At 28.5% G+C, this 14,141-nt stretch carries 15 protein-coding genes; all 15 read right to left on the reverse strand.

Annotated elements, in window-relative coordinates; translation table 11 throughout:
- Positions 1–163: 163 nt before the first annotated feature.
- On the reverse strand, positions 164–742 hold the full coding sequence (locus KGF36_RS13485; protein ID WP_227829044.1) for a bifunctional precorrin-2 dehydrogenase/sirohydrochlorin ferrochelatase: 579 nt from the start codon (positions 740–742) through the stop codon (positions 164–166).
- A 167-nt stretch (positions 743–909) separates the two neighbouring features.
- A complete protein-coding gene (gene hemB / locus KGF36_RS13490; protein WP_227829045.1) occupies positions 910–1,875 on the reverse strand; it encodes a porphobilinogen synthase in 966 nt (321 codons plus the stop codon).
- A gap of 15 nt (positions 1,876–1,890) precedes the next feature.
- Entirely contained in the window at positions 1,891–3,390 is a 1,500-nt protein-coding gene (cobA, locus tag KGF36_RS13495; protein ID WP_227829046.1) for a uroporphyrinogen-III C-methyltransferase, read from the reverse strand.
- The gene (hemC, locus tag KGF36_RS13500) at positions 3,380–4,285 is read right to left on the reverse strand and encodes a hydroxymethylbilane synthase (protein ID WP_227829047.1); all 906 of its coding nucleotides are present in this window, start codon (positions 4,283–4,285) and stop codon (positions 3,380–3,382) included. Before hemC ends, cobA begins: the two co-directional genes overlap by 11 nt.
- Positions 4,286–4,314: 29 nt before the next feature.
- Complete coding sequence (locus KGF36_RS13505; RefSeq protein WP_227829048.1) at positions 4,315–5,793, reverse strand: cobalt-factor II C(20)-methyltransferase; 1,479 nt, start codon at positions 5,791–5,793, stop codon at positions 4,315–4,317.
- An 18-nt stretch (positions 5,794–5,811) separates the two neighbouring features.
- Positions 5,812–6,564 carry a precorrin-6A reductase gene (gene cobK / locus KGF36_RS13510; protein WP_227829049.1) on the reverse strand — a complete coding sequence of 251 codons (753 nt, stop codon included), beginning with the start codon at positions 6,562–6,564 and terminating at the stop codon, positions 5,812–5,814.
- The gene (gene cobJ, locus KGF36_RS13515) at positions 6,561–7,286 is read right to left on the reverse strand and encodes a precorrin-3B C(17)-methyltransferase (protein WP_227829050.1); all 726 of its coding nucleotides are present in this window, start codon (positions 7,284–7,286) and stop codon (positions 6,561–6,563) included. The genes cobK and cobJ overlap by 4 nt, the downstream gene beginning before the upstream one ends.
- On the reverse strand, positions 7,283–8,422 hold the full coding sequence (gene cbiG / locus KGF36_RS13520; protein WP_227854798.1) for a cobalt-precorrin 5A hydrolase: 1,140 nt from the start codon (positions 8,420–8,422) through the stop codon (positions 7,283–7,285). The genes cobJ and cbiG overlap by 4 nt, the downstream gene beginning before the upstream one ends.
- The gene (locus tag KGF36_RS13525; protein ID WP_227436149.1) at positions 8,406–9,158 is read right to left on the reverse strand and encodes a cobalt-precorrin-4 methyltransferase; all 753 of its coding nucleotides are present in this window, start codon (positions 9,156–9,158) and stop codon (positions 8,406–8,408) included. The genes cbiG and KGF36_RS13525 overlap by 17 nt, the downstream gene beginning before the upstream one ends.
- Complete coding sequence (locus tag KGF36_RS13530) at positions 9,151–9,726, reverse strand: decarboxylating cobalt-precorrin-6B (C(15))-methyltransferase (protein WP_227829052.1); 576 nt, start codon at positions 9,724–9,726, stop codon at positions 9,151–9,153. The genes KGF36_RS13525 and KGF36_RS13530 overlap by 8 nt, the downstream gene beginning before the upstream one ends.
- Positions 9,716–10,324 carry a cobalt-precorrin-7 (C(5))-methyltransferase gene (locus KGF36_RS13535; RefSeq protein ID WP_227829053.1) on the reverse strand — a complete coding sequence of 203 codons (609 nt, stop codon included), beginning with the start codon at positions 10,322–10,324 and terminating at the stop codon, positions 9,716–9,718. The genes KGF36_RS13530 and KGF36_RS13535 overlap by 11 nt, the downstream gene beginning before the upstream one ends.
- Positions 10,321–11,547 carry a cobalt-precorrin-5B (C(1))-methyltransferase CbiD gene (gene cbiD / locus KGF36_RS13540; RefSeq protein WP_227829054.1) on the reverse strand — a complete coding sequence of 409 codons (1,227 nt, stop codon included), beginning with the start codon at positions 11,545–11,547 and terminating at the stop codon, positions 10,321–10,323. Before cbiD ends, KGF36_RS13535 begins: the two co-directional genes overlap by 4 nt.
- Positions 11,548–11,555: 8 nt before the next feature.
- Positions 11,556–12,188: a cobalt-precorrin-8 methylmutase gene (locus KGF36_RS13545; protein ID WP_227829055.1), complete on the reverse strand. Its 633-nt coding sequence runs from the start codon at positions 12,186–12,188 to the stop codon at positions 11,556–11,558.
- On the reverse strand, positions 12,176–13,063 hold the full coding sequence (locus tag KGF36_RS13550; RefSeq protein ID WP_227829056.1) for a cobalamin biosynthesis protein: 888 nt from the start codon (positions 13,061–13,063) through the stop codon (positions 12,176–12,178). The genes KGF36_RS13545 and KGF36_RS13550 overlap by 13 nt, the downstream gene beginning before the upstream one ends.
- 1 nt (position 13,064) lies before the next feature.
- The gene (locus tag KGF36_RS13555; protein ID WP_227829057.1) at positions 13,065–14,135 is read right to left on the reverse strand and encodes an aminotransferase class I/II-fold pyridoxal phosphate-dependent enzyme; all 1,071 of its coding nucleotides are present in this window, start codon (positions 14,133–14,135) and stop codon (positions 13,065–13,067) included.
- Positions 14,136–14,141 lie beyond the last annotated feature (6 nt).

Raw genomic sequence — 14,141 nt, forward strand, 5'->3', positions numbered from 1 at the left:
CAAAATATCTGGCTTTATGGTTTGTTTCTTGTTTTATAAATTAACCTACTGTTTAATTTTCAAAGTTCATTTTTCATGTTTGCCCTTTTCTTAAGGACAAGTAATACTATATCACCTTAAAAATAATTCGTCAACAGCTTTTTAATATTTTTTTCAAAAAACTTTATACATTAAACTTTTTTAATTCATCTAAATCAAGTGCTATCAACATATTAAGTATACTTTTTCTTTTATTCTTATCTTGATATTTTTTTATAACTTCTTTTCTAATCTCACCTAACACATTCAAATATTCCTCATAATCCTCAGTATATTTTTCTTCAAGCTCCTTTTTTATTTTTGAAGACAAAGATGGACTTTTTCCCCCTGTGGATACACTTATAAGTAAATCACCTCTTTTTACATAGGATGGAATGGTGAAATTTGATATTTTTACATTATCAACAACATTTACTAGTTTTTTATTTTCTCTGCAATATAATCCTATTTCTAAATTCAACGCCCTATTATCTGTAGCAGCAATTATCACAGAACTACTTTCTATATATTCTTCTTTATAATTGTCTTTTATTATATTTATGTTCCCTTCTAAATCATAAAACTTATTTAAAATATGTTTAGAAACTACAGTAACACTCTTATTAAAATCTAGAAAGTTTTTGCATTTTCTATATGCAACCTCTCCTCCTCCTATTATGACTACATCTAAGTCATCTAATTTTAAGTTAATAGGATATAGCATTTTTACCCTCCAAAATTTTTATTAAATACATAAACAAATATAGAAATTGTAAGGTCACTCATATTTTCATTTACTAGGACTATAGAGTACTAGACTTGTAGATAAAATAGTTTAAAATAACAAATTACAATTTCTATACTTTTCATAATACTTTATATTTTAATAGCTTATTTTCTTAATAATTTAGCAATATCTTTAGCAAAGTAAGTTATTATTATATCTGCTCCTGCTCTCTTTATAGATGTGATTGCTTCAAGAATTACATCTTCATTTAATAATCCTTCTTTAACAGCTAACTTAAGCATAGAGTATTCTCCACTTACATTATAAGCAGCTAAAGGCAAATCAAAATTATCTTTAACTCTTCTTATGACATCTAAATATGATAATGCAGGTTTAACCATAAGTATATCTGCACCTTCTAATATATCAAGTTCCGTTTCTATCATAGCTTCATTGCTATTTGCAGGGTCCATCTGGTATGTCTTTCTATCTCCAAATGATGGTGCTGAATGAGCTGCTTCTCTAAAAGGCCCATAAAAATTTGAAGCGTATTTAACACTGTAAGCCATTATACCGATATTTTCCAGACCATTTTCATCTAAAGCTTCTCTTATTGCTTGTATTCTTCCATCCATCATGTCAGATGGAGCAACCATATCTGCTCCTGCTTTAGCATGACTTACAGATATCTTAGCTAAATATTCTAATGATTTATCATTATCAACATAACCAGTATCTGTTAAAATTCCACAATGCCCATGACTTGTGTACTGACACATACAGACATCTGTTATTACATTTATATTTGAATCTATTTCCTTTATCTTTCTAATCGCTTTTTGTACTATTCCATTCTCATTAAACGCTTGTGATGCACATTCGTCTTTTTCATCTGGTACACCAAATAACATTATATGTTCAATTCCCAAATCTCTTATTTCTTTTATTTCTTCTTCCAACATGTCTATTGATAAGTGATAAACATCTGGTAAAGATTTAATTTCTTCTTTTACATTCTCACCTTCTACTACAAATAGAGGGTATATTAAATCTTCCACATTTACTTTAGTTTCTCTCACCAAATTTCTTATTGCTTTACTTGCTCTTAGTCTTCTTGGTCTTCTTAACATCTCAATCCTCCAAAATTAATTTTCTATAATTAAATCTACTAATCCATTTATTGTAGATGTTGTAGCCTCTTTATATAAATTTATTCCTAAATTATTTATTGTCTCTGTAGTTATAGGCCCTATAGACAATACTTTTATTTTATCTAAGATTTTAATATTTTCTTTTCCTATAATCTCAATAAGATTATTTACTGTTGATGAACTTGTAAATGTTATATAATCTATCTCATTAGAATTTAAAATATCTAATATCTCATTTCTTTTATCTTCATCTATCACTGTTCTATATGTATGTATTTCTGTTACTTCACAAATATCTTTAAGTTTATCAACTAAATAGTCTCTAGCATTTTCTGCTCTAGGTATGAGTATCTTATCATTGTCATTTAAAATTGGTGCTAGCTCTTCATATAATGATTCTGCTACAAATTTTTTTGGTACTATATCTGCTATAATTCCTCTTTTTTTCAATTCACTTGATGTAGCTGAGCCTATAGCACATATCTTTAGATTAGACAATATTCTTGAATCAAAATTCATTTCATAAATCTTCTCAAAAAATATTTCTACTGCATTTTTACTGGTTAGAACTAGATATTTATATTCACTTATATTTTTTATTTCATTTTCCAATTTAGTATTATCTTGTATTTTTTCTATCTTAATAGTAGGTATCTCTATTGGATTCCCACCTAAATCCATTATCTTTTCAACTAATACACTATTTTGATTTCTAGACCTAGTTACAGCTATACTTTTTCCAAATAAAGGTTTACCTTCAAAGAAATTCAGTTTTTCTCTAAGTCCTACAACACTTCCAACTACTATAAGAGTTGGTGGTTTTACTTCTTCTTTGATAGCAACTTCATATACATTTTCAAGTGTAGATGTAACAACCCTTTGATTATACCTAGTTGCCCAACTTATAAGAGCAACTGGTGTATCTTTGCTTTTTCCCTCTTTCATCAAGTTTTCACTTATTTTCTTCAAGTTAGAAATCCCCATCAAAAACACAAGAGTACCTTTATTGTTTGCAAGAGCATTCCAATTTAATTCTCCACTATCATCACCTTTCAAATGACCTGTTATTACATGAAATGATGAAGCATGGTCTCTGTGTGTTATAGGAATACCCGCATAGCATAAGCCTCCTATTGCAGAAGTTATCCCTGGAACTACTTCAAACTCTATACCTTCATCCACTAGAGTCTCTGCTTCCTCTCCACCTCTACCAAATACATAAGGGTCTCCACCTTTCAAACGAGTCACAAGTTTTCCTTCTTTAGCTTTTTCTGATATAACTCTATTTATATCCTCTTGTGGTAAAATATGATTGCTTGATGCCTTTCCTACATATATAAATTCACAATCTGGTTTAGCTTCTCTTAAGTAACTACTATTTGCTAATCTATCATATACTATTACATCTGATTTTCTTATACACTCTAAACCTTTTATAGTCATGAGTTTATAATCACCTGGTCCTGCACCTACTAAGTAAACCTTACCCTTCATAATTTTCATACTCCTTCAATACAAGTTTAGCTAACTTTAAACCTAACTCTCTAGGAGAAGAAATATCTCCTTCTATGGACTTAATTACTATTTTATTTCCATCTGAATCACCATATAAACCAGTAAGATGTATTTTATCTTGATTTATTTCACAATAAGCCGCCATTGGGATATGACAACTTCCATTCACACCATCTAAAAATCCTCTTTCAGCTAATATTTGGATTTCTGTATCATTATCTTTTAGCGAGTTCACTATTTCCTCAACATCACTATCATTACTTCTTATCTCTATAGCTAAAGCCCCTTGAGCAGGTGCTGGAATAACAACATCAACAGGTAAATAAGAACTTATTTTATCTTGTAAATTAGCTCTTATTATTCCTGATGCAGCTAATACTATTCCATGTAGATTTTCATCTTTGATTTTTCGTATTCTAGTCTCTACATTCCCTCTAACTTGAACTATGTTTAAATCAGGTCTTTGCTTTAATAATTGAAACTTTCTTCTTTTACTCCCTGTTCCGATTACTGCTCCATGAGGTAAATCATCTAAGCTTTTATATTCATCTCTAAGTATTAACACATCTCTTGGGTCTTCTCTTTTAGGTGTATGAGCAAATTTTAGTCCATCTGCTAAATAAGATGGCATATCTTTCATACTATGTACGGCTATATCTATCTGTCCATCCAATAATTGTTGCTCTATTTCTTTTACAAATAATCCTTTATCGCCTATCTTATCTAAGGAAACATTTTGAATTATATCTCCTTTTGTTTTTATAATTTTGATTTCAAAATTAATATGAGGATATTTCTTTTTTAGCTCATTTATTACCCATTCAGTTTGTATAAGTGCTAGATTACTACCCCTAGTTCCAACCACAATATTCATATTAAATCTCCTTTAAGTATTACATTCGTCTATTTTATTTTGTTATCTTTATTTACTAGTATTGTAGAAAAATAAGATATCTTATCTTCAAGGTGTGCTTCTCTTAAATCCTTAAATACAGTTTCACTATCTTGAGACGAATTACTAACTAAAATAGCATGTTCTATCAGATTATATTTTTCTAATTTTTTTATTATTTCTTTAAAATTCTTATACACTTTCATTAACACTATGGAATTATAATTTTGTAGAGCATTCTCTATCTTATCATCTTCCATAGTACAAGGAACTACTACTAATGCTTCTCTATCCATAACCAATGGAAAATTTTGATTAGATGCTATATTCGAAAATGAAGAAATTCCTGGTATAGTTTCTACTTCTATCTCATCTACTATTCTGTTCATTATATACACATATGTACTATAAAGCATAGGGTCACCCAGTGTTACAAATCCTACATTTTTTCCATTATTAACATCTAAGATAATTTCCTCTGCTACATTGTCCCAAGCTAGTTCTTTTTCATTTCCGTCAAAACTCATTGGGAAATGTCTAGATTTTATCTCTAATGATTCTGGTAAATATTCATTAACTATTGATAATGCCAAACTTTCTCCACCCCTTTTTGACTCTGGAGTGTATAAAATATCTAGTTCTTTTAGAGTATTAACTGCTTTTATTGTAAGTAAAGAGCTATCTCCTGGTCCTGTTCCTATACCATAAAACTTAGCAGTTTCTGCACATTTAAGAGCATGACGAACAAATTTATCTTGTATATAAGGATTTTCTCCTAGCCCTTTTAAATGAATTTTCACATTAAATCCATTATCTTCAAGTATTGTCTTCCAAGAATCCTCTTCATCTCCTGCCATATCATTTATAGCATGGTCACCTGCAACTAGCATAAATGGCATTAAATTTATAGTTTTTATATTTCCTTCTTTTAATCTTCTCATTACATGTTCTATTTCTGGATAACCTTCAACTGTACCAACATAAGCATTTACTCCATTATCTCTAAGCATATATTCTAAGGCTGGGTATGCTGAATGAGACTCATGAACTGTTCCATGTCCCATAAATACTACTGCTTCATCACTTTCCATATGAGGAATTTGATGTTTAATTGCCTCTACTGATTCTTGATAGTCCTCTATGTGAGTAAGTAAAGGTCTACCTAATACAAGTTTTTTAAATTTAGAAGAATAGCTTTCTACTTGTTCTTTTAGCTTATTAAATTCTTCTCCACATATAATATGAAGCGTTTGAATTATTACTTCTTCATACCCTTGCTCATATATTTTATCTAAAGCTTGTATAGGGTTGTCTATTTCTATGCCATCTCTTTTCTTTATTTTGTTTATTATCATGTTTGATGTATAAGCTCTAAAAAAATCATAATTTTTTAATGAATTTTTTATTTTATTTTCACATGCATCTATTGTCTTTTCTCTTGTTTCATGATAGCTTGTCCCAAAACTTACTACTAATAAGGCTTTCTTCATATCTTCTCCTCCTAAAAATCACACAATTACGTCTTTAATTTTATTTATGTCATTAATTACATTTTCATAGTTAATCGATTCTCGTTTAATAATTACTACTGGTATATTGAGATTTTTACATGCATTTACTTTTTCTAAAAAACCTCCTGCTACCCCACTTTCTTTTGTTATAACTAAATCTACATCATAATGTTTATATGTTTCTTCGTTTATACACTGGCTAAACGGACCCTTCATTGCTATTATATTGTCTGCATTTAAACCTAATTTTTCACAACTTAAGATAACTTCACTTGTTGGAAGAACTCTAACCACTAAATTTTTATTACTTATTTCTTCTACAAATCTGTTTAAGTTTTTACTTCCTGTTCCTATAAATATATTTTTTCCTATTTTATTTGCAATTTTACAAGCTTCTTCAATTGTATTTACTATAAACTTATTGTCATAATTTATTTCTTCTATTAAGGATTTTCTTTCAAATCTTGTATATTCTATGTTTGATAACTTTGCACAAGTAATAGCATTTTTAGATACTTCAACTGCATAAGGATGAGTAGCATCTATTATTCTAACTATATGATTATCCTTTATAAACCTTAGCATCTCTTCTTTTCCAAGCTTACCTAAAACTATATTATTTGCATGTTTTTGTGCAAGTTCTTTTCCATATTCTGTAGTTACTGAAAGTACATAGGGATGATTTCCCAATTCATTTATTCTATCACATATGGCTAAACTATCTGAAGTTCCTCCTAAAATCAAAATCATACTGTATAACCTCTTGGAGTTATCATCAGTTCACCATCAATATAAGTAGATTTATTTCCGATTATAACCATAGTAGTCATATCAACTTTTTCAAAATCCATATTCTCAAAAGTACATATAAACTTAGTTTCTTTTTCTCTACCTACATCTTTGACGACTCCAACAGGTGTATTTCCATCTTTAAACTCTCCCATTATTTTAAATGCTTTACTTAGATGTTCACTTCTTCCCTTACTTCTTGGATTATATAGACATATTACAAAATCAGCTTCTGCAGCTAACTTTAATCTTTTTTCAATTACTTCCCATGGAGTCATTAAATCACTTAAACTTATATGGCAGAAATCATGCATAATAGGTGCTCCAAGTATAGCCGCTGCACCAATACTAGCAGTAACACCTGGAATTACTTTAACTTTTATATCTTCACTTTCCTTAGATATTAATTCTAAAATAAGTCCTGCCATTCCGTATATACCAGCATCTCCACTACTTATAACTGCTACTTTTTTCCCTTTTTTTGCTTCCTCTACTGCTTGTTTACATCTATCAACTTCTTGTCTCATACCATTTTGAATTACTTCTTTATCACTTATAAATTCTTCTATTAAATTTATATAAGTCTTATATCCAACAATAGCCTCAGAGTCCTCTATTGCTTTTATCGCCTCCAAAGTCATTGTATCTTTACTGCCTGGTCCAATTCCTACAACATATATCATATTTTTATTCTCCCTACTGAAAAAGTTATTCCTTTATATTTATGTTTTTCAACTATTAAGTTCCCTTTACTTAAAAGATATGCTACAGGTTCTGCTACTGAATATACACCTACATTTTTTTTCACAAAATCAGATTTATCAAACATATCATCAACCTTGGATATTTCATCCCTTGAAAATGTCTTAAATGGCACTTTTAGTTTTTTTGCTAAATCAATGATTGCATTTTCATCTTTTTTTAGTTCTATACTTCCAATTATTTTCACAGCTTTAATATCTATATTTTGTTCCTCAAAAAATTCTAGTAAAGAATCAAACATCAACTTACTATCTGTGTATTTTCTACACCCAATCCCTATAACTATATCTTTTGGAATCACTTTTATTATTTTTTCTCTGTAATAATTATGCGTAAAGTTATTATCCATCTCTAAATTATCTATCTCTAAACTTTCAATATCTTTAGTAAAATTTATCTTGTTGCTTACTATAACTATTCTTTCTATATCTTTATTTAAACAACTATCTTTTAATTCTTTACTACTTTTTATAAGCTTAAATCCTCTAGTGTCAACTTGATAGCCTTCCTCAACATACAAACCAACACATTTGCCATTTACTAACATAGAATTTACTTCTTTTACATTTTCTCTAAAATTATCAATATAAGCATTTAATTTTTTTGCTATCATATCTAAAGAAGCTTTTTGGTTTACATCAGTAGCTGTTGTTATTACTGGATTCGCATTGATAAGACTACTTATATAATGTGTTAAACTATTTGCTCCTCCAACATGTCCACTCAATAAACTTATTACATTTTGTCCTTTCTCGTCTATCACTAGAATTGCAGGGTCACTAAACTTACTTCTTATATATGGTGCTATACTCCGTACAACTATCCCTGTCGCCATTATAAATATTATGTACTCAAATTTATTAAATACCTCTCCTACAAAATCACTTAGTTTTTTTTGTATTATTTGCACAGAATCTTCCTGACTAATAGATAAAGTACCTTTTTTATTTTTTATTTGATATACAATACAATTGTCTACTAAAGATTCTATCTTTCTAGCTAAATTTTTTCCGTTTTCAGTAATACAAATTATAGCGATATTACCCTCTATACTCATGTTTAAAATCCTTATCATATAACTTTGAATTATTATATTCTTCTCCTAAAAATCTACCTACCATTATTAAAGCCGTTTTATTTATGTTATTTTCTTTAACTTTTACAGCTATATCATTTAAAGTTCCTTTAACTATTTTTTCATCCGCCCACGTAGCTTTATATATAACTGCTATAGGTGTGTCCTTTGGATAACCGCCTTCTAATAATTTAGATACAACCTTCTCAATCTCTTGAACAGATAAAAATATTACCATAGATGTCTGATGCTTAGCATAAGATTGTATTGATTCCTTTTCAGGAACTGGAGTCCTTCCTTCCATTCTCGTTATAATGACACTTTGAGAAATTTCAGGAACTGTATATTCCACTCCTAGAGATGAAGCTGCTCCTAAAAAAGAACTCACTCCTGGTGTACAATCATAGTCTATATTCAATTTATTTAAATCTTCCACTTGTTCTCTAATTGAACCATATATAGAAAAATCTCCTGTTTGTAATCTCACAACAGACTTGTTATTTTCTATACCATCTCTCATAACATCTATTATTTCTTGTAAATCCATATGTGCACTATTATGTATTTGACAATCTTCTTTACAATATTCTAAAAGCTCAGGATTGACAAGTGACCCTGCATATATTACTACATCTGCATTACTTAATAGTTTATACCCTTTCAAAGTTATTAGTTCTTTGTCTCCAGGTCCTGCTCCTACAAAATGTACTTTATTCATCATCATTTTCCCCTTTTTCACAAGATATTATATATATAGGATTTAGTGGTTTAAAATATTCACCTTTTCCCAGTTTCTCTAGTTTAGAAACATTTAAAACACATACATCTATTTCTTTAAACCCATATTTTCTAAGTAACTTTAGAGTTTGGTTAAATGTTTCTATGATTATAAAATTAGCTACAAGTCTTCCTCTTGTAATTAAAGTTTTTTTAGACCATGCTATTATTTCTTCTAAGTTATTTCCAGTACCCCCAAGAAAAATAGAATCAACTTTAGTATTTAAGTTTATGTTTATCGGTGCATAGCCTTTTATTACTTCTATATTTTTTAAATTGAACTTTTTTATATTTTTTTCTATAAGCTCTACAGCATCATCATTTTTCTCTATAGATATAACATTTAAATTGGGATAGTTATATGCAGCTTCAATGCTTACACTTCCTGTACCAGCACCTATATCTATGAAATTCTTAGCATTTACTAAATTTAGTTTGCTTATTGATATTGCTCTAACTTCTTCTTTAGTAATTGGAACCTTACCTGTTATAAATTCACTATTCTTCATCTAAAATCACCACAACATTCATTCCGAAATTGTCCATTCTTATTATTTCTTCTGGCTTTGCTATTGTTATTTTTTCATTGTTGTATGATAAATTCTCACCTACAACAATAATTTTATTTAAATTTCTATCTATTATTTCTTTACTTATTTGCTTTGGCCCTATCTTAGAATCTGTAACCATACATACTTTTTTATGTGATAGTATATAATCGAAATCTGGTATTTTACCATGACTACTGGTAATATATAAATCATTCATATCAACATATATCCTTGAAAATATATATTGTAAAGAACTAATTCCAGAAACCATATTTAACATCTTATTATCAATATTTTTAGATAAATATTTACCTATACCATATATCAATGGGTCACCTGAAGCTATTATTGATATTTGCTTTTCACTATTGTTATTTATATACTCTACAATTTCTCTTAAATTAGAATCTAATATTATTTTTTCTCCTTCAAAGTTTTTTACAGATTCTAAATTCCTTCTGCCACCAATTAATACATCTGAAGTAGAAATTAAATTTTCACCTTTTTTTGTTATATAGTCTAAGTTACCAGGCCCTAAACCTATTATATTTATCATATAAAAACCTCCACTAAAGCATCTGTATTATCTGATTTTCCTAACAAAGACTTATCCATTGAAAAAATTATTACTTCTACATCAATATCATCTACATCTTCATTTAAATACTGCTTTACTCTATCTCTACATTTATTACTCAATATATTATAAACCTGTTTATATTCGCTATTATTTATTAACTCTACAGCTTCTTCAGCCGTTAAACACTGATTTATTTTATGTAAAAATTCATGTGTAGCTCCCATTAAAGCTAGATTTGCCACTAATATCTCACTTCTAGCATCAGCTACTTTACTATGAGTATTAAAAATTCCAGCTGATACTTTTATAAATTTACCTATATGCCCAGCCATCAATATTTTTTTATATCCTATTCTTTGAGCCTCTTTAATCATATAACCTATAAAATTACTGGTTCTTACTACATACTTAATATCTAAGTTCAGTTTCTCTCTTATAAATTGTTCTCCATGATTTCCTGGAACTAATATTATTTTGTCTAAACCTTGTTCTTTTTTCATTTGGAGCTCTATAGATAAAGATTTTTTCCATCCCTCATCGCTCATAGGCTCAACTATCCCAGTTGTACCTATTATAGATATTCCTCCAACTATTCCTAACCTTGGATTAAATGTTTTTTTTGCGATTTCTTCTCCTTGTGGAGCAAAGATTGTTATTTTTAAAACTTTATCATACCCAAACATAGATTCATAATCACTTTCTATAAGCTTTATTATTTCTTGATTTATCATCCTTATTGGAGTTGGATTTATAGCAGGTTTACCAACACCTACACTTAATCCTTTTTTAGTTACTACTCCAATACCAGTTCCACCATAGACCCTAATAAATTTATAGAGTTCACTTTGACACTCTTCACTAATATTTATGTTATCAATATTTTCTAAGGTAAGATAATTATTGCTATCATCAGTTTTAGATATAATTTCAGCTCTTGCATAGATATCCATAGTATGTGTTGCATCTATATCATCTCCACCATCTTTTTTTACAGAACATTCTACAAAGTCATCAGAAATGTTTACATTATCAACATTTAATGATAGCGGTATTCCCTTAGGAGTATCTATGTTTATAGTATCAATTTTATTTTTTGTAATCATCATATATACAGCAGCCTTAGATGCACCTGTAGCACAAGAACCTGTAGTATATCCTCTACGATACTTTTTCCCATCTATATATACATATTCTTCCATATAGATACCTACATGGCATATAAGATAGCATTTACTATTGCTGCTGCTAAATTACTACCACCTTTTCTACCTTTAGAAATTATATATGGTATATCTGTCTTTTCAACTTCATCTTTTGACTCTTGTGCTCCTACAAAACCTACTGGAACTCCTATAACTGCATCTACATCCAATTTTCCTTCTGATTTCATTTCCATGACTTTATATAAAGCTGTTGGTGCATTCCCAAGTACAAATATCTTTCTTCCTTCTTCTTTTGCTGCAATTTCTACAGCTGCCATGGAACGGGTAATACCTTTTTCTTTAGCCACTTTTGCAGTTTCATCATCTGCTACCAAACATTTATATTTGCATCCCAATGCTTCCAGCTTCTTTTTATTTATTCCACTAAGAGCCATATTTGTATCTGTATAAATACTTGCATTATTTTTTAGTGCATTTATTATACTATCAACTGCCTTTTCTGATATTTTTAATATATCCAAGTAATCAAAATCAGCAGTAGTATGTATAGCTCTTTTTATTATTTTTTCTTCAATCTCATCTTTAAATTTATAATCTGGTCTGATTTCATCTATTATTCCTTGTATTAATTCAAAACTTCTCTCTTCTATTTTCATAGGATTCTTTATGTATTCCATTCTACTTCCCCCTTAATTCCACCATCTATTATATCCAAGGTATAGATTTTATTATAAACAGAATTTATATTAGACTCATATAATACATCTATTAATTTCTTATCATTCATAAGCTTATCAATTAAAATACCTATTACTGTACCACTATGGGCAATATTTACTCCATAGGCTCCATATAGCTTGGATATTTTTATTATTTCATTTAAGTATTCTTTTTTTTCTATATTTTCATTTGCTAAACTACTTAATGTACAAGCCTCTCCAACTAAGGATAAATCATCTTTCTTCAGACCTTCTTCTAAAAGAGCAAATGACTTTTTTATAGTTTCCTTATTTTCGATTTTTAACTTACTATAATCTTTCCTCATTCTAATTTTCATCGTATCTAATACTTTATTAGGTTCAAGAATTATAACTTTTGCATTAGTTATATTTCCTAAGTATTTTATAACAGTGCCATTTAGAGGATTAAATATACTATTTTTATTTATAAATATAGAGTCTGTTGGTTCTATTTCTGCTGCCAATTTCGATATTTCTTCACTGTTTAAATCTTTATCTATCAACGATAATGTTGCTTTTATAGTAGCTCCTATATCAGCTGTCGAACTTGCCATTCCTTTTCCAACAGGTATTTTACTGTTTATATTTAAAGAAATGTTTTTGGTATCTTTTTTAGGCAAATTAAATTTTTCAAATACCTTTTCTATAGCTATTCTTGATTTATATCCACCTAAATTTATATCTTTTAATTTCTCTTCAATACATACCTTAGAATACATATTTATAGCATATGAACATAGATATTCTTCATCATCTATTATCCCTTGAACAAACTCTCCACATGATGCTGGGCATATTCCATAAGATTTCATTTTAATCTCCTAATAAATTTTTTATATTTTCTATAAGAATTTTATTATCTTCATGAGATTTTATAGCTATCCTTATAAAACTGTCATCCAATCCTATAAAGTTAGACGCATCTCTAACCAATATATTTCCACGCTTAAACAAATCTTTTTTTAACTCATCAGCTATCTTCTTATAAAGTTTTATTAGGATAAAATTAGCATCTGTATCATAAACTTTTATGTTTCTTATATCTTTTAACTCTTGTAACATGTATTTTCTTTCTTTTATGTAGAACTCTTTACTATTTCTAATATAATCTTTATCTTCAAAAATAAAATTGGATAGCATATCAGCAAAAGAATTTATAGTCCAGGGTTCTTTATACTCATAAATTTTATCCATAATCTTGCTATTACTTGTAAGACCATATCCTAATCTTAAACCAGGCATTCCAAAAAATTTAGTCACAGCCTTAATTATAAATATATTTTTATTTGACTCTATATATTTAACTAAACTATATTCATTTTCATTTTCAACAAATTCCATAAAAGTTTCATCAATTATTAGCATCTTATTGTTTTCATTTAGTAAACAAACAAGTTCCTTTAAATCTTGAACATTCCCACTAGGATTATTAGGATTACATATAAATAAACTATCAAATTTTTCAATTTTATTTTTTACTGTATCTATATCAAGTTTAAAATTATTATTTGAATCTAATTCTAAATCTATAATATCTATATTATTTAATTTGGCACTTCTTCTATACTCTGAAAAAGTGGGGTTTATTATAGCCAATCTTTTTTTAATACTCTTCATAAGCAAATAAATTATCTCTGTTGCTCCATTTCCAGGTATTATAAAGTTTGGATTTATATTTATATATTTTGAGATATTTTTTCTCAAGTTTGTATAATTTATATCTGGATAATTCCTACATTCATCTAACCCTCTTAAAATATATTTTTCTAAATTTGGCAAAACCTTTGGATTTATATTTGAACTAAAATCTATTATTTCTTTTGGGTCTTTCCCATACAATTTTGCCATTTCGTCTACATTAGCACCATGCCCCAAATCCTTCATCTACAT

This window comes from Clostridioides sp. ZZV14-6009, from assembly GCF_020658095.1.
GTDB lineage: Bacteria > Bacillota > Clostridia > Peptostreptococcales > Peptostreptococcaceae > Clostridioides.